Here is a 20,061-nt window from a genome sequence, read left to right as displayed (position 1 = left end):
CTGACTGGCGGAGCAGGGCGTGACGTGCGCGATCCGGTGGGGAACCAATTACGCTCCGGCGCTGTTTGTGAAGGCAGGGAAGAGGTGCTGACGGGTTGATCCGGTTGCTACGTTTTCCTGTTTTTTCGGGAATACGGAGCGTGCCTGCATGAGTTTTCCCTTTGAAGCCCTGGTGGCCTGCCGCGCAGAACTCGAGGCAGAAGCCAGCGCGAATGACCCGCAGGCGGTTTTCCCCACGCATGGCTTGGCGCGACTGCGGGCGCTTGGCGTCCTTTCAGCAGCATTACCACTGGCGTCTGGCGGCTGCTGGCCCGATGCAGCGCCTGAGGCCGCCACGGGCCTGCTGCGCCTGTTGCGGCTGGTGGGGCAGGGCAGCCTTGCACTTGGCCGCGTGGTGGAGGGGCATGTCAACGCGCTGCGCCTTGTCATTCGTTACGGCTCTCCGGCCCAGCGCGCTTCTGTTGCTGCCGATGTGCACGAGGGTGCGCTGCTTGGCGTATGGGTGACCGATGGCGCGCATCCCCTGCATCTGGAACAGACCGCGCAGGGCCTGATCCTGCGCGGGCAGAAGGCTTTTGCCTCCGGCGCAGGCCATGTGACACAGGCGCTGGTAACGGCGCGCACGCAGGCGGGCACGACGGTTATGCTGCTTGTAGGCGTGGAGCAGGGCTGCGTCATCCATCCTTCCATTGGCGGGCTGAGCGGCATGCGGGGGGCAGGCACGGGGCAGTGCGATTTCGAGGGGCTGCCCGTAACCCCGGAAAGCCTGATCGGGCAGGCAGGTGACTATCTGCGGCAGCCGGAATTTTCAGCTGGGGCATGGCGGCCCATGGCCGTGGCCCTTGGCGGGATCGAACGGCTCACCACCGTACTGCGCGAGCAGCTTGCCGAACGCGAGCGGGCCCGGGCTCCCGCTCAGCAGGCGCGCATCGGCCGGGCGCTGATCGCGGCTCAGACCGCCATGGACTGGACACGCAAGGCCGCGCTGGTCGCGACCGTGCAGGACCGCTACGAGGCGGGTGACATCACCGCCACCGTCGATCTGGCGCGGATTGCAGTCGAGCAGGCGGGGCTGGAGGTGATTGAACTGGTCCAGCGCGGGCTGGGGCTTTCGGCCTTCATCAAGACGAACGTGGCGGAACGGCTGACCCGCGATCTGGCCACCTACCTGCGCCAGCCCGCCCCGGATGAAACATTATGCGCGGCGGCTTCATGGTTCACGCAGCGCGACCTGCCACCCACGGAGGCACTGGCATGAAGGCCGCCAGCCTGCATGCGGCGTGGCGCGACCTGCCGCTGGCTCCGCTGCCCATTATTGCGCCCGGCACGGCGCTCATCCTTGCCCCGCATGCCGATGATGAAAGCCTGGGTTGTGGAGGCCTGATTGCCGCGTGCTGCCGGGCCGGATGCCCGCCGATGGTCGTTATCGTGACCGATGGCGCGGCCTCGCACCCCCACTCGCGCCAGTGGCCTGCAGTACGGCTGCGCGAACAGCGGCGACAAGAGGCCCTGCGCGCGCTGACCTGTCTGGGGCTGGGACCGGAGCGGGTTGTATTCCTCGACCAGCCTGATGCAGCCACCGCGCATGAGGGGCCGGTTTTTGACCACCTTGTGCGGGATCTGGCCGGTCTGGCCGTGCAGCATGGCTGCAGCACGGTTTTTGCGCCGTCGCGGCTTGATCCGCATTGCGATCATGAAGCGGTATGGAAAATGGGCCTTGCCCTGCACCATCATCATGCCCTTGCGCTGCTCACCTATCCGGTCTGGGGCTGGCTTGTGGGGGCGGAGACGGAGCTTGACCTTGCGCCGCCCGTGGGGATGCGGCTGGACATCACGCCCTACCGTGCCCTCAAGGCCCATGCCGTCAGCCAGCATGAAAGCCAGTATGGCGGCCTGATTACCGATGACCCCACCGGCTTCAGCCTGCCAGCCAGCCTGCTGGCGGCTTTGATAACGGATTTTGAGGTTTTTCTGGCGCCATGAGCGGGTCAAGCTGGCCGCGGGCCGTGTTCGAGCGCATTCATACAGTCAGTTCTGACCCGTGGGGAGTGGGAAGCCGCCCGTATGAGCGCGACAAATACCGCCACACCCTTACCCTGCTTGCAGGCCGGCGGTTCCATCATGCGCTGGAACTCGGGTGTTCCATCGGTGTCATGACGGCCCGCCTGGCACGGCAATGCGATCACCTGCTGGCTGTGGATGTGGCCGAAGCCGCCCTTGCGCAGGCACGACGCCGCTGCGCAGGGCTGGAGGGGGTGACGTTTTATCGGGGGCAGTTGCCTGATGACTTTCCTGATCTGCCAGCGGCGTCGTGTGACCTGATCATTATTTCGGAACTGCTGTATTTCCTCTCACGCGCCGATATTGCGCGGCTTGCTACCCATTGCCTGCGTGTGCGGCAGGCAGAAGCCCCGATCGTGCTGGTCAACTGGACTGGCCCGACCGACACGCCATGCGATGGCAACGAAGCCGCCCGCCACTTCATCGCAACCTGCCTTGCCGCCGGGCTACAGGTGACATATGCCCGACATCATGCGCATTACCGGCTGGACATGCTGGGCCATGTTGCAAAAGCAGATTATCAATAAAAAACTGAAGTTTTTTGGTGAAGCTTTTTCCAAAAAACTTCAAAGAATGCTGTTTTATCCCGCCATCATCCATCAAGTGCAGGCAGAACCGGAGTCTGTGCCTGCAACAGGCGCAGCACAATCCGCGCCGCCTGCTGGTGTTCAGCCGCAAGGCCAGCACGCCTGACAGGCCGGCGGCGCAGAAGGGGGCTTGCGGCTTCAAGCCTGTCCCATGCCAGGCCAAAAAACGGTTCTGCACTGATTTCGATCAGGATAGCGGAGGGCAGCATCAATTGACGCGCAAGGTTTTCGGCCCGTGCCCGCCACAGACCATGGCGCACGGGTCGGCCCCATAACGGGCGCAAGGCCGCGCGAGCCTGGGCACGGTGCAGGGAGGTCATGGCGGGCTCCAGGCTTTCATCAAGCATTTCATCCTGCCGTATCATGCGGCGGGCCATGGTATCGGCCATGCCACCGCGCGCGCGGCCTGCAATCCGGCCTGATACGCTCACCCACACATCCGGCGCGTGGCGGATGGCGGCATCCACGCGGCGCAGGGCAGCCAGGAACCCCCGGTCCTCGCCGAGTGGCACGGCGGGAATGCCGCCTGCTTTGTGGTACAGGCCAACCCGCACCGCAATGCTGGCTCCCGAATGCTCGACATGCCGAGGCCATGGATCATGCGGATCAGGGTCGGCAAGGTCATGAATCCGGTCGAGCATGGTGGCATAGGCGGTTTCCGCCCGATCATCTGCATGCAGGCAGGCGGGCAGGCGGGTGGCTTCCACCGGGTCGATCAACGCGCGGCCACATACGGCATCAGCCCCCTTGGCAAAAGCGGCAAGCGTATGCGCCAGCCAGTCAGGTGCCGCCACGGCATCAGCATCGGTGGTGAGCACGATGCCCTCCGGCCCGGCAAGCTCAGCCGCGCATGTCATAGCCGCGCGGCGTGCGGTACCGGCATGAGCAATCGGGGGCGGATAGGTGCGTTCAACCACGTGAAGGGCAAAAGGCAGGCTGCCGCTCAAGGTCCGTACGGTGGATAATGTCGTATCAGTGCAGTTGTTAAGCAGCAGCACCACATGGGTCAGGTGGGTGGCGTGCTGGCGGGCGAGGGCGCGCAGGCAGGGGCCGATGCGCTCAGCCTCGTTCCGCACGGGAATGGCCGCAACAAGGGGGCGGTCAGGCTGCATGGGGCACCTGTGGGCAGGGAGAACATTAAACGCCCGATGGGTCGGCCCGGTTTCATGGGCAGCCACTGAGCGGGAAAGGGCATGTCGTGATGCCCTGAAATGATGAGGGTCGGGTATGACAGCCCATTGCAGGAAAGAGAATGCCCGGACTGATGGTATTATGCACAATTTAAATAAAAATATATTTCTTATAAGTCATTATTAAAATTCCTGTTTCAAAATGAATTACTGGCCCAGGGTAAAAAAAGGAACGTGTAATGGCTGTCTATCTGCCCGGATTACAGGCAGGGCGGCAGATGAGTGGCATTTTATTTACCTGCACCTTTGGCGCATCTTTTTGGTATTTCCGCCGCATGAGATGATAAATTTTGTAACAGTGAAAAATAGATGCTAGATGATTTTAAGAAGTTTATTTGAAGAAAGATAATTGGGAATGCTTAAAAACATACCACTTCTGGCAACGTGCATGGTGGGTCTGCTCTCTCTTCAGGGGTGTGAAAGTTTCAAGGTAAAATTCAACCCCCAGGAAGCCGCATGGGCAGAACAGAAGGGTGACAAGACACTAATCCTGCATGGTTACATGATTGATATCAAACACAAGAAAAAAAGCTGCGACGAACTGGCAAGAAACGCGGTTATCCAACCGGATACGCCATACTATCGTGAGTGGATCAGGGTTGTTGATTCCCCGTGGCGGTTCAAGTCCAGTGTAGATAAGAGTTCACAGGATTTTGGTAGAATAGCACCGTACCAGCAGGGGTGCGTTTTCACATTTACCGACCTGCCACCCGGCAAATGGCTTATTATGATGGCCATGCAGCATCATATAGCCCCGACCCCATTTTTTATTAATAATCGCCCTGCCGGAAGAACAGATATTTCTGATATTTATAGCGCATGGGCTTCTATTGAAATAAAGCCTGAATATACTGTTATAAAGAAAAATGTCGTCCTGAATAAAGACCGAAAAGAAAAAAATGTGCCTCAGAGCGAAGGATTGAACTATCCGGAAGCGCACTTGCTTGACTGGACACCAGAAGAAGATGCTTCACTGCATTTCTCGATAATACCGAGCATGAGCACAAAGGATTATAATCATAAAAAAGCAAAATCCAGATAATTAAACAGAAAATTCTTCTCTATATTTTATCTTGGGTGGAGGATTCATGGAAAACCTTTTCACCCAGGCATAATGGTTGATCTTCTCCCAAGGACATTTCTTGTCTATAAAAGGGGAAGGGGCAGGCCAGCCAGAATCATTAATACGCACCGCATCCTGCTCATTACTGATGTAGCCCGTGTAATCATATCAATCCCCAATGCTTGAAGTAAAGACTGTTTTTAGGAAGTATTGTAATATTGTATTCATGGTAAGGAATGAAAAAAATACCTTTCTCACTCCCGATCACGGCTGAATGATCATGATCCTGAGAACTATTTTTCATAAGAGGCGTTCTATATTGAAAATATAACGATAAAGAAGGTTTTTCTCGTGAATGGCGATACTGTAAAGCACGATGATCTGTCCTACCGGGACAGCCTGCAGCAAGGCCGTCGGAACGCCTTTCTTTTTGCCGGGGCGGCCGGGTTGGCCGGACTTATGTTTGGCCTCGACACCGGCGTCATTGCCGGTGCACTCAAATTCATGGGCCTCGACCTTGGGGCCAATGAGCGGGCACAGGAATGGATTGTCTCCTCGCTCATGCTCGGCGCGGCAGGAGGCTCGCTGCTGGCCATTCCGGTTTCGCATTACCGGGGGCGGCGGGGGGCGATGTTCTATGCCGGCCTGCTGTTCCTGCTTGGCACCGGCCTGTGTTCGCTGGCTCCGTCCATTCCTGTCATGATTGCAGGCCGTGTCTGTCTTGGCATAGGGGTTGGTTTCGCGTCTTTTTCAGCGCCACTCTACATTGCCGAAATTACGGAAAAAAGCCAACGCGGCACGATGATTTCGCTCTACCAGCTTGTCATTACCGCAGGCATGCTCCTGGCCCTGCTGTCAGACAGCCTGCTCTCCTATGGCGGACACTGGCGGTGGATGCTGGGTATTCTTGCCGTGCCAACGGTTTTCTTCATTCTGGCTACAATGCGGGTGCCTTATTCGCCACGCTGGCTGGCCATGCATGGGCGCAGGCGCGAAGCCCGTGGCGTGCTGCAAAAAGTGCGTGGCTCACGTGAGCGCGCCAATAATGAACTCGACCGGATCGAGCAGAACCTCAGGAAAACCGAGGGAAACGGCTTCGAACTCCTGAAAACCTCTGCCGGTTTTCGCAAGACACTTGCCCTTGGCATGGCACTTCAGATGTTCCAGCAACTCGCGGGCATCAATATCCTGCTGTATTACGCCCCGCATCTGCTTGAACACCTTGGTTTTTCAGCCCAGGCGGCGGTGTGGTGCACGACATTGCTCGGCCTTGCCAACATGGTGGCAACAGGCGTGGCTATTGTGCTGATTGACCGCTGGGGGCGTCGCCCGCTGCTACTGGTCAGCACGCTTGTGGCCTCTTTCAGCCTGTGCGTGTTCGGGTTCGTGCTGTTCGCGCATGTGGGGGGCAGCATGGGCAGTATTGCCATCATCGGGCTGCTGGTGCTGTTCACGCTGGGCTATGCTCTGGGCGAGGGGCCTGTGCCGTGGACCATGTGCACCGAAATCCAGCCCCTGCAGGGGCGCGGGCTGGCCATAGCGTGCTCTACCTTTGCCAACTGGATGACCAACTGGCTGATCAGCAACGTTTTCCTGTCCGTCATGAGCCTCATCGGGGATTACGGTATTTTCTGGCTTCTGGCTGGTTTCAATGCGGTTTTCTTCCTGATCGGTTACTTCCTTGTGCCTGAAACGCGGGGCTGTTCGCTTGAAGAGATCGAGCAGCGCGTCAAGGCGGGTTACCCCCTGCGCGAAATCGGTCAGCCGGTTGATCGTGCGCGCCAGATGCAGCCGGGGCGTAAGTAAGGCATTACAACTGATAAAAGCCTTGGGCGCCGCCTTTTTGAAAAAAGGCGGCGTTCTTCAAAGCTTAAAAAAAGCAGCACCAAAAACTTCTTTACGATTTAAGGCCTTGGGTCGGGCTGAAAAAAAGCCCGCCACACTGGGGCAAAAGTACCCCGGTGGGCAGGCTAAAAAGGCAGTGACCCTGATTGTTGCGTGTCAGTGCAGGTTGGGGTCAGCCGTGTTTTCAGGCTGCCAGCCCGCACGCGCGTTCAGCGCCCGGTGACGGATGGCCGAAGGCAGCATCTCGCGCAGGATCTTCATCGCGGCCTGTGCGGAAAGTCCCGTCTGGGTGGAGAAACGCTCGAGTTCCGTCGGGCGGAACAGGGCATGGATCGTGCTTTCATCGGCATACGGGGCCTGGTCGTGCTCCTGCCAGGTGCGGATCAGCGGCAGCATGCCTGCTTCCTCCGCACGGTGTTCGAGCATGCTGGGTTCGTCTGGCGCGGGCAGGGGGCCAAGAATGTCGTTAAGCACCGAAAGCGCGCCGGAACGGTCGCCCTGCGCGCCTGTCAGGAAATCACCGATGCGGGTGGTCATGTCGGTTACGTTACGCGAAATCGTCATGTGAGCCTCCGAAAAACGGTAGCGGGGCACGGCTTGGCCAAGCCATGGCGTGCCCCGGTCACGGGACGGTATTATTTACCCTGCACGGTGTCCCGGCATGCAGGCGACAGACGGGTGACTTTGCGTTGCATGCAGGCTTCAACCTGTCTTGTATCCGGTATGTCCAGCGGGCACAGCCGCAGGGCATCGGCCTTGCAGGCCGCGACCTGCTGCGGTGTTGCCGGGTCGTCGGCATATGCATCTGCTGCCATCCCGATCCCCAACCCTAATGCGATGGGGAGGGCGGGGAAAACGGTGAACCGCATCCTGTATCCTCCTTTGTTTTTCTCAATAGGGTGGCAAGGGTCAAACGCGCCTGTATCCGGGGGGTTCAGCCCGCCCGGCAGGCGTAAAAACACGTTGCTGTGAATGATCGCGTGGCCCCTGCCACGGTATTACATGCCCGGCGCGCTGGCGGCACCAGGGCTCTGATCCTGCCCTGCCTGCTGGGGCGAGCCGGTTGGGCCGCCCATGCCTTCGCCCACGGCATTGCCTGTGGGTGCGGCGGGATCGTGCCGCGGCGGGTCCGTTTTTTCCCTCGAGCAGGAAATGCAGGCATCCTCCCCAATCCGGCCGCTACAGGCCATGAGGGGCAGGGCGAGCCCCATGCCCACCGCAAGAACGCATGAACGGGCCATGACCCTGAAGGGCATGAAGCGGGGCGGGTTGGTGGTCGCGGTTACGGGCACGGGTTCCTCCTTGTTGCGTCAGGAGGCTGTTTCAGAAAACACCATGCCGGGTAAAGGACGGGCCAGGGCCAGCACAGGCAATGCCCATCTGGCAGGGGACTTTGTGAAACAGCCTGCCTTGCCCAGAACGGATGACCAACCTCAGGGTTTCATGCGGCATATTACCACAGGTTATGGTGTGCCTTGATGGCGCGGTACGATGCGTGCGCCAGCCACCCTTTCGCCCGGCGGCAGGGTGCAGAGCCCGGTGCGGCCATCTGGCGTTATGCGCCATGTTCCGCCACGCTGCTGGCAGTCTTGTACCGGGGGCAGGTTGCGCGCCATCAGCGCGTCGCCACAGCCCGCAAGTCCGAGCAGGCCCAGCAGGGCGAGCCGGGCAGGGCAGCGTGACGTCACTGCGGCGGGGCGGAATGATCGCGGCGGAACAGGGCCCATTCCTCCATCACCGTGCCATCAGGCAGGTGGCACCAGCCCGTTGTGCCCTGCGGGGATGTACGCATTTCAAGCCTGCCGCCCACATGCTGGCAATAGGCGGAAGCCGGGTTGGGCATGCCGATCCGCGCCGCCTGCGCCGGGCCATGCCGGGCAGTACAGGCACCCAGCACAACGATTGCGCCAAGGGTTGCAAACCGCATCAGGGCGCTACGGCCCGGGGTGGAGAATGGGTTCATCATATCGTCTCGTGCTACATGCTGCAAAAGGAGTGCAGGGGTCTTGATAACAGGCAGGCAGCCATCGGCCAAACCGGGCGGGCAGGATCAGGCCGCATGACCGGCTGGTGGCAGGGCGGCCTGCACTGCGTCGAGTGCCGCGCCGTGGCCTAACGCGCGCAGCATGATGGCGAGGTTGGCATGGTCCATGACCGCGCTGTTGGTCAGGCGCGGCAGGCCATTAGCATCATACCACATGAGCCAGAACCGCGCGCCTTCCGGCCCAAGCACATATTCCAGCCACAGCGTATCGCCCGTATCGGCCTGTGTTACCAGTGGTGCCTGCAGCACGCTGCCGCGCGCCTGCCCCTTGCCATGCGGGTGGCCGTGGCGGGTATCGGTGCGATAGCGGGCATTGGCGCAGGTAAACGGCTCGGTCATGATGCCAACCCCTACGCCACCCCACGCAAAATGTGAATGACCCCGATGGACACGGCCTGCATCGGCGCGTATGGGAGGCCGCATGTCTTCCATAAAGCCCCCCCATGGCGTGCGGCTTGGCATAGATTTCGGCACGACCAATACCGTTGTGGTGGTGCTGGACGCCAAGGGCCAGCCGCAGCCCGCGCGCTTCCATTTCCCCCATCATCCGCCCACCGAGACATGCCGCACGCTGCTATGCCTGTGGCATGACGAGATGCAGCCCCGTGGCACGTCGTTACAGGAAGCCATAGGTGCCGCGGCGGTGGATGCCTACCTTGAAGACCCGGCGGAAAGCCGCCTCATCATGTCCATGAAGTCGTATCTGGCGCAGGCATCCTTCCGCCAGACGCGGCTGCTGGGCCAGGTGATGACACTGGAATCACTGGTGGCGCGTTTCCTGTCATGCCTGATGCACACGCTCGATATCGACCCTAGTGAGGTCAGCGCCACCGTGGGGCGGCCAGTGCATTTTGCAGGTATCCGCGCTGATGATGCTTTTGGCGAGGACCGCCTGCGGGCAGGCTTTGCGCAGGCAGGTTTCCATCATGTTGACGTAGCCCTGGAGCCCGAAGCGGCAGGCTGGCATTTTGCCCAGCGCCTCACGGCCCCCGCCACCGTTCTGGTAGGCGATTTTGGCGGCGGCACGAGCGATTTTTCCATCCTGCGGTTTGATCCTGCCAGCGGGCAGGGAGCGACCCCGTTGGGCTATGCGGGTGTTGGCATTGCAGGCGACCAGCTTGACTACCGCATTATTGATAACGTGATCGCGCCCGAGCTTGGCCGCAACACCACCTACCGCGTGATGGGCGGCCAGCCGCTACCGGTACCCGCCGAGTGGTACGCGGCCCTTGGGCGGTGGCACCGGCTTGCGCTCATGCGCACGCCCCAGACACTGCGCGACATGGCCGACGTGGCCCGCACCGCCGCCGAGCCGCAAAAGATACAGGCGCTGATCGACATCATCGAAGCCCAGCAGGGCCAGGCGCTATATCGCGCGGTAGGGCAGGCCAAGCGTGACCTGTCCTGCGCCGAAAGTGCCACGCTGGATTACGAATATGGCGATGTGCGCATTCACCGCACCATTACGCGCACGGAATTCGAAGGCTGGATCGCGCCTGACCTCGCGCGTTTTGACCAGGCGGTAGAAACCGCGCTGGAACGCGCCAGCCTGCCCGCAAGCGCCATTGACCGCGTGTTCCTGACCGGCGGCACATCATTCGTGCCCGCCGTGCGCACGCTGTTTACCCGCCGCTTTGGCGCGGAGAAGGTGGATATGGGTGGTGAGTTCGTATCCGTGGCGGAAGGGCTGGCGCTGATGAACGGGTGACGGCAATCTTGATCCCGATACCCCGCCGATCTCTGATGACCTGAATAAGGACCTCGATGCCTGGCGGTGTAAATTCGATGCCCCCATACCAGTTCTGAAACGCCCACGGCCCGTGATGCGTTTGACAGGCAGGGGACTGAACTGGCCGCGCGGCTGCAGCGCGCACCGGGCACGCAATACCGGGTGAGCGTGCAGCCATGCGGGCCCGTACGGGATCTTTCAAGGGATTCAGATCGTGAGCCCTGGCATCCCCTTGATCCCATCGATTCCTTATGACCGGTGGCATGAAAGAGAACCTGCCCCGATGGCATGCGCAGACCGGTTACGTGCCTCCGGCCTTGCGGCTTTTCTGCAGGAATGATCTCGTAGCGGGTACAGGGTCGAAACAGGCGGCTCCAAGGGCTACGCATGCCGATTGTCTGTTCCCTGCAAGCCAAAGGGGTGCTTAACCTGCGGGCATGAAATCGATTGCGCCCGGCATGCCTCCAGCAGCCCCCACCCGTATCAACCACCACCTGCGTTGTGCCAGCCTTCTGGCCGCAGCCCTGCTTGCAGGTTGCGCGGGACCGGTCAGCGTGCGGCAGGTCTCGCTGGTGCACAGCTACCGCGCCGCCACGCGCACGGCGCTGGCGGGGAGGGAGGCGAGCGATAGCACGCTGATCGTGCTGCGCCGCCACGGCCTGCTGCCGCTATGGCGCAACCAGCCCGATCGCGCCATTGCCACCCTGCGCACGCAGGCAGCGGGGCGCGATGATGAAGCCGATGTGCTGTTCGCGCTGGCGGAACTCAGTTATAGGCAGGGCCTGCGCCACCATCAGGCACAGGATTTTCTGGCCGCCAGCCTCTATGCCTATGCCTTTCTGCAGCCGGGGCAGGCGGATGGCCCCAGCCCGTATGACGCGCGGTTCCGCCAGGCCTGTGATCTGTACAATCTTGGCCTCGCGGCAGCCTTTCCGGCCCCGGTCAATATTGCCAGCCAGAGCCGGGCCCTGCCGTTTGGCACGCTGGAGCTGAGCGCCGACCCCGCCGCCTTGCGCTGGCACGGCCGCGTGCTGGAAAATATCCGCCCCACCGCGACGCTCGGGGTGGGGGGCATCAATAACGTCTACCATACTCCGGGCCTTGGCGAGGCCCTGACCGTGCTGGCCCGCGCCACGCCGGATGCGCCCGCCCGCCCGGCCAGCAGCGGCCAGACGCTGCAGCACACAGGCGATCACGCGCCATCTGCCGTGGCCGACATCGCGGCACCCGCGCAGGATGATGCGGCACGCAACCGCGCCGTGCCCCAGGACCAGACACCCCCTGAAGGCACGCCCGATGGCAGCTTTGTCATATCGGAAAAGCTGCGCCTGCCTGCAAGCATGGTGCTGGAAATGGATAACCCGCGCGCGCAGGTGCTGGGCAGCCACCCCAGCGGGCGGCTGGTGCTGCGCATAATGGATGAAAGTCCCGACACCCCCATTGCCCATGCCCACGTGCCCGCCGCCTATGACCAGACCACCGCGCGTGCCTTAAGTCTGGTCGATACCGCGCTGGGCACCAAGGAATATCGGGGGTTCTTTGACGGCACGACTTATGACGGCACCCGCCCGCGCCTGATCGCCATGAACCCGCACCACCATGGCAGCATGCCGGTGGTGTTCATACACGGCACGGCCTCCAGCCCTTACCGCTGGGCCAGCATGGTCAATGACCTGCTGGAGGACAAGCGCATCCGCGACCATTTCGACTTCTGGTTCTTCTCCTACGCCACGGCCAATCCCATTCCGTACTCGGCGTGGCAACTGCGTCATGCCATTACCGAGGCCGTAAACAGCCTGGGCGGCGTGCAGGCCGATCCGGCGCTTGGGCACATCACGCTGATTGGCCACAGTCAGGGCGGGCTTCTGGCGCGCATGCTGGTCATTAACCCCGGTGACAGGCTGTGGGATGGCACGGCAGGCAGGCCTCTTGCCAGCTTTCATCTCAATGCCGACACCATGGCGCTGATCCGCCAGACCATGTTTCCCACGCCCATGCCCGAGATTGACCGGGTGGTTTTCATCTCTACCCCGCAGCATGGCAGCTACCTTGCCGGCAAATCGATTGCCCAACTGGTGGGTGGCATGGCCAGCCTGCCGCTGCGGGTGACCGAAACGGCGCGTGAGATCGTGACCGGAGCGGGTGACAGCACGCATGTCGATAACCGCATTCCCCGCCTTGGCAGCGTCTATGCCATGTCGCCGCACAGCGCATTCATGCGCACGCTGCCCACCATTCCCATAATGCCCGATGTGCATGTGCATTCCATCATTCCCGTATGCGGGGCAGGGCGGGATCTGGCCCATGCCGATGATGGCGTGGTCTCCTATGCCAGCGCACATATCCCTGATGTGGAATCAGAACTGGTGGTGCGCCATTCGGAGCATTCCACGCAGTCCAATCCCTTCACCATAGCCGAAGTGCAGCGCATCCTGCTTGAACAGCTTGCCGAGTATGTGCCCGGCCCCCAGCGCATGCGCATTGCAGCACAGCCATGAGCACGCCCGCGCTGCGCCGCTGGCGCACGATTGGCCTGCGGTCTGTTCTGGGCGTGGTAACAGTGCTGGGCACGGGGGCGCTGTACTATTCCACCCTTATGCCTGATGCATTACGGCTGGGTCTGAGCGCTGCGTTTTCTGCCCTTATGGTGGGGGCAGGGTGGCTGCGCCCGGCTCCGCTCGGGCATGCGGCGCGTGGGTGTGCTGCCGTAGCACTCATGGGCTGGTACGTAACCGACCCGCCGCGCAATGATCGGGTATGGGCAGAGGAATATGCCATACCCGCCGATGCGTGGCGTGAGGGCAATATGGTGCATGTGCGTAACGTACGCAATTTCCGCTACCGTTCGGTAACCGATTACCTGCCTGCATGGTATGATGCAACATATGATCTGAGCAAACTCGACCGGGTCGATCTGGTGACATCCTACTGGGCGGGTGAAAATATTGCCCATGTTTTCCTGAGTTTTGGTTTCAGCGACGGGCAGCATCTTGCCATGTCAATCGAAACCCGCAGGCAGGCGCGTTTTCCCTATTCCACCGTTGCAGGGTTCTTCCATCATTATGAACTGTTTTATGTCACGGCTGATGAGCGCGACCTCATTGGCGTGCGCACGGATGTGCGCCGGGAGCGGGTCTATCTGTACCGGCTGGATCTTTCGCCCGCCGTGCGCGAGCGGCTGTTCCTGAGCTATGTGAGTGCGATCCATGACATTATTCGTCACCCGCTATGGTACAACACGCTGAGTGATAACTGCACCACAGGCATTCTGGCGCGCGCGGGCGCACAACTGCGCTACCGTTTTGACTGGCGCATCATACTGAGCGGACACACCGCCAGCATGGCCTATGACATGAACCTTCTTGGCCCCTATGACCCGAAGCGTTACCCCGATTTTGCCACGGTACATGATGCCAGCCGCATCAGGCGGCCCGAGCATGCGATGATCGGGCCGGATTATTCCATCGCCATCCGCGCCACCCTGCCACCACCGGAGGGACCGTAGATTATATAGGCTTTGACACAATTGTTGCGAACTGTGACAAAAATGTGGCATGTCCGGCTGCAGTGCAGATAACAGGTTTTGAAATTCCTTTATTATTACTGAACTTTTTTAAATAAAATGTAAAAAATATATATGTTTGACGATGGACGCACCATTTTTCCTGAAAATTCTCCAATATTACGTTTTTTTGCTCTGGATTTTTACCGTTAAAGTCTATATTCCAGAAAAAAGAAAATCTTGATGTAAATCAAAGATATAAATTATTTTTGTTAAGTTAATGGAAAAATTATTAATGAACAAGATCGCCATTGCGGGCTGCCTTACCGCTGTTCTTCTGGTATCCGGTTGTGCTTCTTCCGGAAATACTTCCATCAAAAACGAGACGGCCGACTCAATCGACCAGAAGATTCATGATAACGTAACAACCAAGCAGCAGGTTCGGGCCATGTTTGGTGACCCGATGACCACCCATTTTACGGATAGCGGGCATGAAGAGTGGCAGTACACTTTCGCTACCACCAAGGCAAACGGCACGAATTTCATTCCCTATTACGGCGCATTCTCTAACGGGTCGCATGGCAAGGAAAAAAGCCTGGATATCATCTACAACGGAGATGTTGTCTGGCATCACGTGATGTCATCATCCAAAGTAAAGACGCATGAAGGCCTGTAAAATTATTGTAATGTCAGATACGATAATCTGACTTACACATAAATATGACTGGTTACTTATGGCACGGCTCCCGAAGGGGCCGTGCCATAAGCGTTCAGGCCATTGCCCTGATTGATTTCTCAACAGATGTGATGTGGTTTTATTAAAAATTGGAATAATGAATGGTATTAATCATTACATTGAACATAAAATAAAAATACAGACATAATTGCGATAATTAATTTTTCGGGATACTGACATGACCAGGGCAGACAGGGATGAACTTGTTTATCCCCGTGAATATACACTTTCAAAAATAACGCTGGTACTTGGAATTCTGTTCTGGGCGCTCATGCTGGTGGGTACATTCGGCATAATGCTGCTCTATGTCCTGATAGGCTACGTACTTTACCTGTTCGCGCAATCTGCCCTGATCGCTCATATCAAGGGCAACGGCGTGGAAGTGACCTCTGCGCAGTTTCCCGATCTGCACGCGCAGTTTGTATCATGCTGCCAGACATTACAGATCAATGGTTACCCGCAGGTCTATGTATTGCAGGGCGGCGGGATGATGAATGCCTTCGCCGCGCGGTTTCTGGGTCTGCAATATGTCGTGCTGCTATCCGACGTGGTCGATGCCATGGCCGAACACCCCGATGGCGTGCGCTTTTACCTTGGGCATGAACTGGGTCACCTGCGCATGCGCCATATTGGCAAGCATTTCCTGCGCTGGCCGGCATTGTGGCTACCGCTGCTGGGGGCAGCCTATTCCCGCGCGAAGGAAAGCACATGCGACCGCCACGGCGCGGCATGTTCCACTACGCCAGAAAATGCAGCCCGCGCCCTGGCGGCGCTGGCAGCCGGGTGCGCACGGTGGAAGGACATCAACCTTGACAGTTACGCCAGGCAGGTGAGTGAGACTGGAGGGTTCTGGATGTCCTTTCATGAACTCACGGGCGGCTATCCGTGGCTGACCAAGCGCGTGGCCCGCGTTATGGAGCATAAGCCCAGCCTGCCGCGCCGTAACCGCTGGGCAGGCGTACTGGCCGCCATGGTGCCCTATAGCGGCAGGATTGGCGGGGCAGGGGTGGTGATCCTCTATTTCTATATTGTCATTTTCATCCTGACGATCGGCCTGCCCATCTATCGTGACCAGTTACCCCGTTTGCACGGGCACCTCATGTTCAGCGAAACAGCCATGACCCGCTCCGCGCTGGAGGATTATTATATCAATAATCATGATGTTCCCTCATCGCTGGCCGAGATTGGCCAGAAGGAGCATTTGAATAATGGCGATACCCTGGCGCTGGATGAACACAACATGACAATTACGGTAACATCCCACAACAAAAGCATGTTGATTACGCCCCGCATCAACAAACAGAAACATATTTCGTGGTACTGCACGCCGGGCACGGGCATGCGGGCTGCCCAGATGCCCGCCACATGCATGAACGGCGGGCACTAAACGCACATTCCAGCCGGAACGGGCGCTCATGATGAGGTCTGCCCACAGTCATTGCCAGGTGCAAGGTCTGTGGGCTCCGGCATGTGGCATGCACTCTTGCGACAGGATGGCTATGCGCTCATCATCACCTCTACTGAACCGTGGAGACGTGACATGCCAACCCTGTTCACACCGCTTAAGGTCGGTGCCCTTACGCTGCCCAACCGCATCATCATGGCGCCGCTGACGCGCCTGCGCGCGGGGGCTGACCATATTCCCAATGACCTTATGGCCGATTATTACGCCCAGCGCGCGCTTGCGGGGCTGATCCTGTCGGAAGCAACACCGGTTACCCCCCAGGGCATCGGCTATGAGGATGTGCCGGGCATCTGGTCGGAAGAGCAGGCGGAAGGATGGAAAAAGGTCACCACTGCCGTGCATGCGGTGGGCGGGCGCATTTTCATGCAGCTATGGCATGTTGGCCGGATTTCAGACCCGTATTTTCTCAATGGCGAGGCCCCTGTGGCACCAAGCGCCATTGCGGCAAAGGGCCATGTCAGCCTGCTGCGCCCAAAGCGTGACTATGTAACGCCCCGCGCGCTGCGCACCGATGAAATACCAGGCATTGTCGCAGCCTTCCGCCGTGGGGCGGAACTGGCCCAAATTGCCGGTTTTGATGGCGTGGAAATTCATGGCGCCAATGGCTATCTGCTCGATCAGTTTCTGCAGGATTCCACCAACCACCGCACCGACCAGTATGGCGGCCCGATCGAGAACCGCGCACGGCTCATGCTTGAAGTGACCGATGCGGCGATTGAGGTATGGGGGGCAGACCGGGTAGGCATGCATCTCTCGCCGCGCTGCGACCTGCACGACATGGGTGATTCCGATCCCGCTGCCACCTTTGGCTATGTCGCGCGTGAATTCGGCCGGCGTGGCATTGCATTCATCTGCGCGCGTGAGGCGGAAGGGCCGGACAGCCTTGGGCCACAACTCAGGAAACAGTTCGGTGGCGTCTATATTGCCAACGAAAAATTCACGCCTGCCAGTGCGGAAAAAGCCGTTGAGGCGGGTCGGGCCGATGCGATTGCCTTTGGTCAGGCCTTTATTGCCAACCCCGACCTGCCTGAACGCCTGCGCACAGGAGCGGAGTTGACGCCACCAGATCCATCCACTTTCTATACCCATGGCCCGGAAGGCTATATCGACTACCCCACGCTTGGTGCTGCGGGCGACTGAACCCCACTTCCGCCATCGCGGAGATCATGCCTTATCCTGCCGATAACAGGGTAAGGCAGATGAAGCCTGGCTTACCGACCCTGCCGGGTCCGGGCGATCAGGTCATAATCGGCGTGGTAGATCCGCCTGATCCGCCGAATTTGCTCAGGGCTCGGCAATTCGCCTTTTTCACCGGTTGCCGTGGCATTGACATGCGCAATCGGCCCACTGCCAAACGGTGCGATAAAGCGCTCGATACGCGCCATTTCATCAAGCATGAACAGGCGGTTGACGGCAATGGCACCATCGCGCCCGGTCAGGTACCATGTCTGTGACCGGAAAATATGGTCGATATGGTAGGGGTTGCGTGCCTGTGCCACCAGATCGAGCGCATCATCAAGGTCACGCAGCGCCATGTAAGTGGCGCGGAACCCTTGCGCCACCTGCCGCACCCCGCTACCGCCCGCGCGAGCATAGCGATACGCTGACAGAAAACGCTGGACCGGATCGCGCAGGATGGCAAAGGAGGGAAACTGCACCAGATCGGGCAGGCGGCGCTGGAAATACCGTATGGTTTCGTGCCCCACGTCCATGCCGTACAAAGCACGGGTTATGGATGTTCCGGCATTTTTTGGCACATGAATGAACAGAAGGCCGCGCTCGCGCACCATCGCCGCACGCTGTCGCCGTTTGGGGCCTTGAGGGTAGGCGATATGGAGTTCACTCAGGCGTTCATGCACATCGCTGGACATTTTGACACGAAGCACAGGCTGCAACAGCGTTTGCATGTAAACTGATCCGATAATGATGCCAGCCATTATCCTGCGGGATAATGTTATGGTGCATTACAAAAACAAACCGATTGCAACAATGTCTGTGCAACGGTTACACGTTTTGTAAAACAACGGCCTGGGCTGTTTTTTCAACAGCTTATGGAAACAGCGACGTGGCCTTTTTACCTATGATAACGTTTCTGATGCGGCTTCTCTAAAAAAGTGTCAGGGAATACCGCCTTTTTATCAAAAGGCGGTATCAGGGGATCCGTGCCAGTAGGTTGTTTTGAAAACTGACCTCAGATCGCCATGCTGCCATCGGGCCGTGTATTGACTTCGCCCGCGAGATCGGGGGCACCGGTCAGTTCGGGCAGGCGGTCGGCAAGGAGGGCACGGGGGCGGCCGATCCACATGCCGTCGCGCAGATGGTCGCGGCGGGGATTGGTTGTGTTCGGGTGCACGAGAAGGCTCAGCCCGCCATGATTGAGCATGAGCCAGGGCACGAATGTTGCGAATAATCCTGTCTCGAACGCGATCTGGTACATAGGCGCCACATGGGGGCCGACCGCCACATCATGCCAGCGCCCCAGCCTTACGGCAAAGCGCTCGGCCACACGGTCGCGCAGGCGGTTTGCCGCTTCGCGTGTCGTGGCGTCATCAAAATAGACATGCACGTGATAGCTGGCAATCTCGGCCAGGGTGCGGGGGGCGGTCGTCTCATCATTCATGTGTCGTGCACTTTCTGCGCGGCGGGGTTAGTGGGGTGAATTGGGCAGGGTGATGCGCGTTTCGGTGCGCATGGGCTGCCTTACGGTATGCAGCATGGTGGACATGCCCCATTTGCGTCCATCGAACGTGCCGGTGCTGTCAAGCACGCTGAGCGTGTTGCCGGTAAAGTCCATCCGGGTGTCAAAGGTCATGGGGTGGGTCTGGCCGCGCATGGTCAGTTGCCCCACCATGCGCGAGGCCACGCCGCCGTTTACGATATGCGGCCGGCAGTTACCCACGTAGCGCGCGGTGGGCCAGCGCTCCGTGCCCAGCATGCTGCCTGATTTTGCGGCCTTGCGCTCCAGTATGGTGTCCATATGCACGGTTGTGGCGTCCATGGTCAGGTCCACATGGCAGGTCTGGCGCGACAGGTCATAATCCAGCGTGCCGGAAACCTTGCCGAACTGCCCGTCCATCGCTCCGATGACACTGCTGGCATGCAGCAGCACGGCAGTATTGTCGGGCGTGAGCGTGAGATGCTGGGGCGTGGCATGTGCCGGGCGTGCAAGAGTGGAAAGCCCGAGGCAACCCAGCGCCATGGCAAGCAGTGTAAAGGGTCGCGTACGGCGCCGCGGGATGGGGCGTAGTGCATGTTCTGTCATGGCAGGCTTAACGCACGGTGCCGCGTGAGGTTGTGCGGGCATGGATCATCCGGCCCGGATGGGGCCGTGACCACGCGCGGGGCAAGGCATGACAGAATGCATGAACACGTGCCTACGCCCCGAATGCGGCGCCAGTAGGGCAGCGGGGCGCGGGCGGGATTTATGATGCCCGCGGTCAGGCCATGACGTTCTGGCTATAATTTTATAATGAAATCGGCAAATGTAGGGGCGTGCAAGGCTGATTCATCACCGACCTTGCGCAGAACCGGATATTCTCCCCGTGCATCGACACGGGTCGTATCGAGCACGAATATTTCCGCGGAATCCGTTTGGCACAGAACGATTTCCGTTGGCTTTATAGCATTCTGCTGGCGATAGAGCAGGGTGCGCTCGGCGATATCACCGCTGGACATATCGCGATCGAACTCAGGGTAGATGGAAAATATTTCATCGGTAAAAATGGACGCGTAGCCATAATTCTCGGAAAAGAACAGGTAACTTGGCGGTGGTTTCTGGCTCAATATGCTTCCGCCATAGGCAATATCTTTAGAGGAAGGGGTAATTATTTCATCACAAA

At 59.4% G+C, this 20,061-nt stretch carries 22 protein-coding genes; 11 read left to right on the top strand and 11 right to left on the bottom strand.

Annotated features, from left to right (window positions below; all coding sequences use genetic code 11):
* The first annotated feature begins 148 nt into the window (after nucleotides 1-148).
* From FMA36_RS14245 to FMA36_RS14235, 3 genes are read left to right on the top strand one after another with little or no spacing between them, the layout of a single operon-like run.
* Complete coding sequence (locus FMA36_RS14245) at nucleotides 149-1,258, top strand: acyl-CoA dehydrogenase family protein (protein WP_159262975.1); 1,110 nt, start codon at nucleotides 149-151, stop codon at nucleotides 1,256-1,258.
* A complete protein-coding gene (locus FMA36_RS14240) occupies nucleotides 1,255-1,983 on the top strand; it encodes a PIG-L deacetylase family protein (RefSeq protein ID WP_159262974.1) in 729 nt (242 codons plus the stop codon). The genes FMA36_RS14245 and FMA36_RS14240 overlap by 4 nt, the downstream gene beginning before the upstream one ends.
* Nucleotides 1,980-2,588, top strand: a complete 609-nt coding sequence (locus FMA36_RS14235) for a class I SAM-dependent methyltransferase (RefSeq protein ID WP_159262973.1) — start codon at nucleotides 1,980-1,982, stop codon at nucleotides 2,586-2,588. The genes FMA36_RS14240 and FMA36_RS14235 overlap by 4 nt, the downstream gene beginning before the upstream one ends.
* A gap of 65 nt (nucleotides 2,589-2,653) precedes the next feature.
* On the opposite strand, the gene FMA36_RS14230 is transcribed toward FMA36_RS14235, so the two are convergent.
* Nucleotides 2,654-3,760: a glycosyltransferase family 2 protein gene (locus FMA36_RS14230; protein ID WP_159262972.1), complete on the bottom strand. Its 1,107-nt coding sequence runs from the start codon at nucleotides 3,758-3,760 to the stop codon at nucleotides 2,654-2,656.
* Between the two features lie 466 nt (nucleotides 3,761-4,226).
* Here FMA36_RS14230 and FMA36_RS14225 point away from each other — a divergent pair, with 466 nt between their 5' ends.
* Together FMA36_RS14225 and FMA36_RS14220 are read left to right on the top strand one after the other, a co-directional pair.
* A complete protein-coding gene (locus FMA36_RS14225) occupies nucleotides 4,227-4,880 on the top strand; it encodes a hypothetical protein (RefSeq protein WP_159262971.1) in 654 nt (217 codons plus the stop codon).
* 372 nt (nucleotides 4,881-5,252) lie between these two features.
* Nucleotides 5,253-6,707 carry a sugar porter family MFS transporter gene (locus tag FMA36_RS14220; protein ID WP_206065113.1) on the top strand — a complete coding sequence of 485 codons (1,455 nt, stop codon included), beginning with the start codon at nucleotides 5,253-5,255 and terminating at the stop codon, nucleotides 6,705-6,707.
* A gap of 195 nt (nucleotides 6,708-6,902) precedes the next feature.
* On the opposite strand, the gene FMA36_RS14215 is transcribed toward FMA36_RS14220, so the two are convergent.
* The 6 genes from FMA36_RS14215 to FMA36_RS14190 all read right to left on the bottom strand — a co-directional run bounded on the left by FMA36_RS14215 (nucleotide 6,903) and on the right by FMA36_RS14190 (nucleotide 9,129).
* Nucleotides 6,903-7,310: a hypothetical protein gene (locus tag FMA36_RS14215; protein WP_159262970.1), complete on the bottom strand. Its 408-nt coding sequence runs from the start codon at nucleotides 7,308-7,310 to the stop codon at nucleotides 6,903-6,905.
* A 71-nt stretch (nucleotides 7,311-7,381) separates the two neighbouring features.
* Nucleotides 7,382-7,561: a hypothetical protein gene (locus FMA36_RS14210; protein ID WP_236944565.1), complete on the bottom strand. Its 180-nt coding sequence runs from the start codon at nucleotides 7,559-7,561 to the stop codon at nucleotides 7,382-7,384.
* Nucleotides 7,562-7,744: 183 nt separating this feature from the next.
* Nucleotides 7,745-8,038, bottom strand: a complete 294-nt coding sequence (locus tag FMA36_RS14205; RefSeq protein ID WP_159262969.1) for a hypothetical protein — start codon at nucleotides 8,036-8,038, stop codon at nucleotides 7,745-7,747.
* Between the two features lie 171 nt (nucleotides 8,039-8,209).
* On the bottom strand, nucleotides 8,210-8,434 hold the full coding sequence (locus FMA36_RS14200) for a hypothetical protein (RefSeq protein WP_159262968.1): 225 nt from the start codon (nucleotides 8,432-8,434) through the stop codon (nucleotides 8,210-8,212).
* Nucleotides 8,431-8,712, bottom strand: coding sequence for a putative hemolysin (locus tag FMA36_RS14195; protein WP_240906382.1), 282 nt, complete (start codon nucleotides 8,710-8,712; stop codon nucleotides 8,431-8,433). The genes FMA36_RS14200 and FMA36_RS14195 overlap by 4 nt, the downstream gene beginning before the upstream one ends.
* Nucleotides 8,713-8,796: 84 nt before the next feature.
* Nucleotides 8,797-9,129 carry a hypothetical protein gene (locus FMA36_RS14190; protein ID WP_159262967.1) on the bottom strand — a complete coding sequence of 111 codons (333 nt, stop codon included), beginning with the start codon at nucleotides 9,127-9,129 and terminating at the stop codon, nucleotides 8,797-8,799.
* Between the two features lie 82 nt (nucleotides 9,130-9,211).
* On the opposite strand from FMA36_RS14190, the gene FMA36_RS14185 reads away from it, so the two are divergent.
* The 6 genes from FMA36_RS14185 to FMA36_RS14160 all read left to right on the top strand — a co-directional run bounded on the left by FMA36_RS14185 (nucleotide 9,212) and on the right by FMA36_RS14160 (nucleotide 17,362).
* Nucleotides 9,212-10,498 carry an Hsp70 family protein gene (locus FMA36_RS14185; RefSeq protein ID WP_159262966.1) on the top strand — a complete coding sequence of 429 codons (1,287 nt, stop codon included), beginning with the start codon at nucleotides 9,212-9,214 and terminating at the stop codon, nucleotides 10,496-10,498.
* A gap of 458 nt (nucleotides 10,499-10,956) precedes the next feature.
* Nucleotides 10,957-13,017 carry an alpha/beta hydrolase family protein gene (locus FMA36_RS14180; RefSeq protein WP_159262965.1) on the top strand — a complete coding sequence of 687 codons (2,061 nt, stop codon included), beginning with the start codon at nucleotides 10,957-10,959 and terminating at the stop codon, nucleotides 13,015-13,017.
* Nucleotides 13,014-14,024, top strand: a complete 1,011-nt coding sequence (locus tag FMA36_RS14175) for an Lnb N-terminal periplasmic domain-containing protein (protein ID WP_159262964.1) — start codon at nucleotides 13,014-13,016, stop codon at nucleotides 14,022-14,024. The genes FMA36_RS14180 and FMA36_RS14175 overlap by 4 nt, the downstream gene beginning before the upstream one ends.
* 292 nt (nucleotides 14,025-14,316) lie before the next feature.
* Entirely contained in the window at nucleotides 14,317-14,697 is a 381-nt protein-coding gene (gene bamE / locus FMA36_RS14170) for an outer membrane protein assembly factor BamE domain-containing protein (RefSeq protein ID WP_240906381.1), read from the top strand.
* A 238-nt stretch (nucleotides 14,698-14,935) separates the two neighbouring features.
* A complete protein-coding gene (locus tag FMA36_RS14165) occupies nucleotides 14,936-16,144 on the top strand; it encodes a M48 family metallopeptidase (protein ID WP_159262962.1) in 1,209 nt (402 codons plus the stop codon).
* 153 nt (nucleotides 16,145-16,297) lie between these two features.
* Nucleotides 16,298-17,362, top strand: coding sequence for an alkene reductase (locus tag FMA36_RS14160; protein ID WP_159262961.1), 1,065 nt, complete (start codon nucleotides 16,298-16,300; stop codon nucleotides 17,360-17,362).
* A gap of 71 nt (nucleotides 17,363-17,433) precedes the next feature.
* Here the strand turns inward: FMA36_RS14160 and FMA36_RS14155 are convergent, their stop codons facing one another.
* The 4 genes from FMA36_RS14155 to FMA36_RS14140 all read right to left on the bottom strand — a co-directional run bounded on the left by FMA36_RS14155 (nucleotide 17,434) and on the right by FMA36_RS14140 (nucleotide 20,047).
* A complete protein-coding gene (locus FMA36_RS14155) occupies nucleotides 17,434-18,093 on the bottom strand; it encodes a sulfotransferase family 2 domain-containing protein (RefSeq protein ID WP_240906380.1) in 660 nt (219 codons plus the stop codon).
* 320 nt (nucleotides 18,094-18,413) lie between these two features.
* Nucleotides 18,414-18,842 (bottom strand): DOPA 4,5-dioxygenase family protein, encoded by a 429-nt coding sequence (locus tag FMA36_RS14150; RefSeq protein WP_159262959.1) that lies wholly within the window; start codon nucleotides 18,840-18,842, stop codon nucleotides 18,414-18,416.
* Between the two features lie 27 nt (nucleotides 18,843-18,869).
* Complete coding sequence (locus tag FMA36_RS14145; protein WP_159262958.1) at nucleotides 18,870-19,484, bottom strand: YceI family protein; 615 nt, start codon at nucleotides 19,482-19,484, stop codon at nucleotides 18,870-18,872.
* Between the two features lie 194 nt (nucleotides 19,485-19,678).
* Complete coding sequence (locus FMA36_RS14140; protein WP_276612617.1) at nucleotides 19,679-20,047, bottom strand: SMI1/KNR4 family protein; 369 nt, start codon at nucleotides 20,045-20,047, stop codon at nucleotides 19,679-19,681.
* Nucleotides 20,048-20,061: the final 14 nt, after the last annotated feature.

This window comes from Komagataeibacter xylinus (genome assembly GCF_009834365.1).
GTDB classification, from domain to species: Bacteria; Pseudomonadota; Alphaproteobacteria; order Acetobacterales; family Acetobacteraceae; genus Komagataeibacter; species Komagataeibacter xylinus_D.
This window is presented reverse-complemented; position numbering and strand designations above follow the sequence as displayed.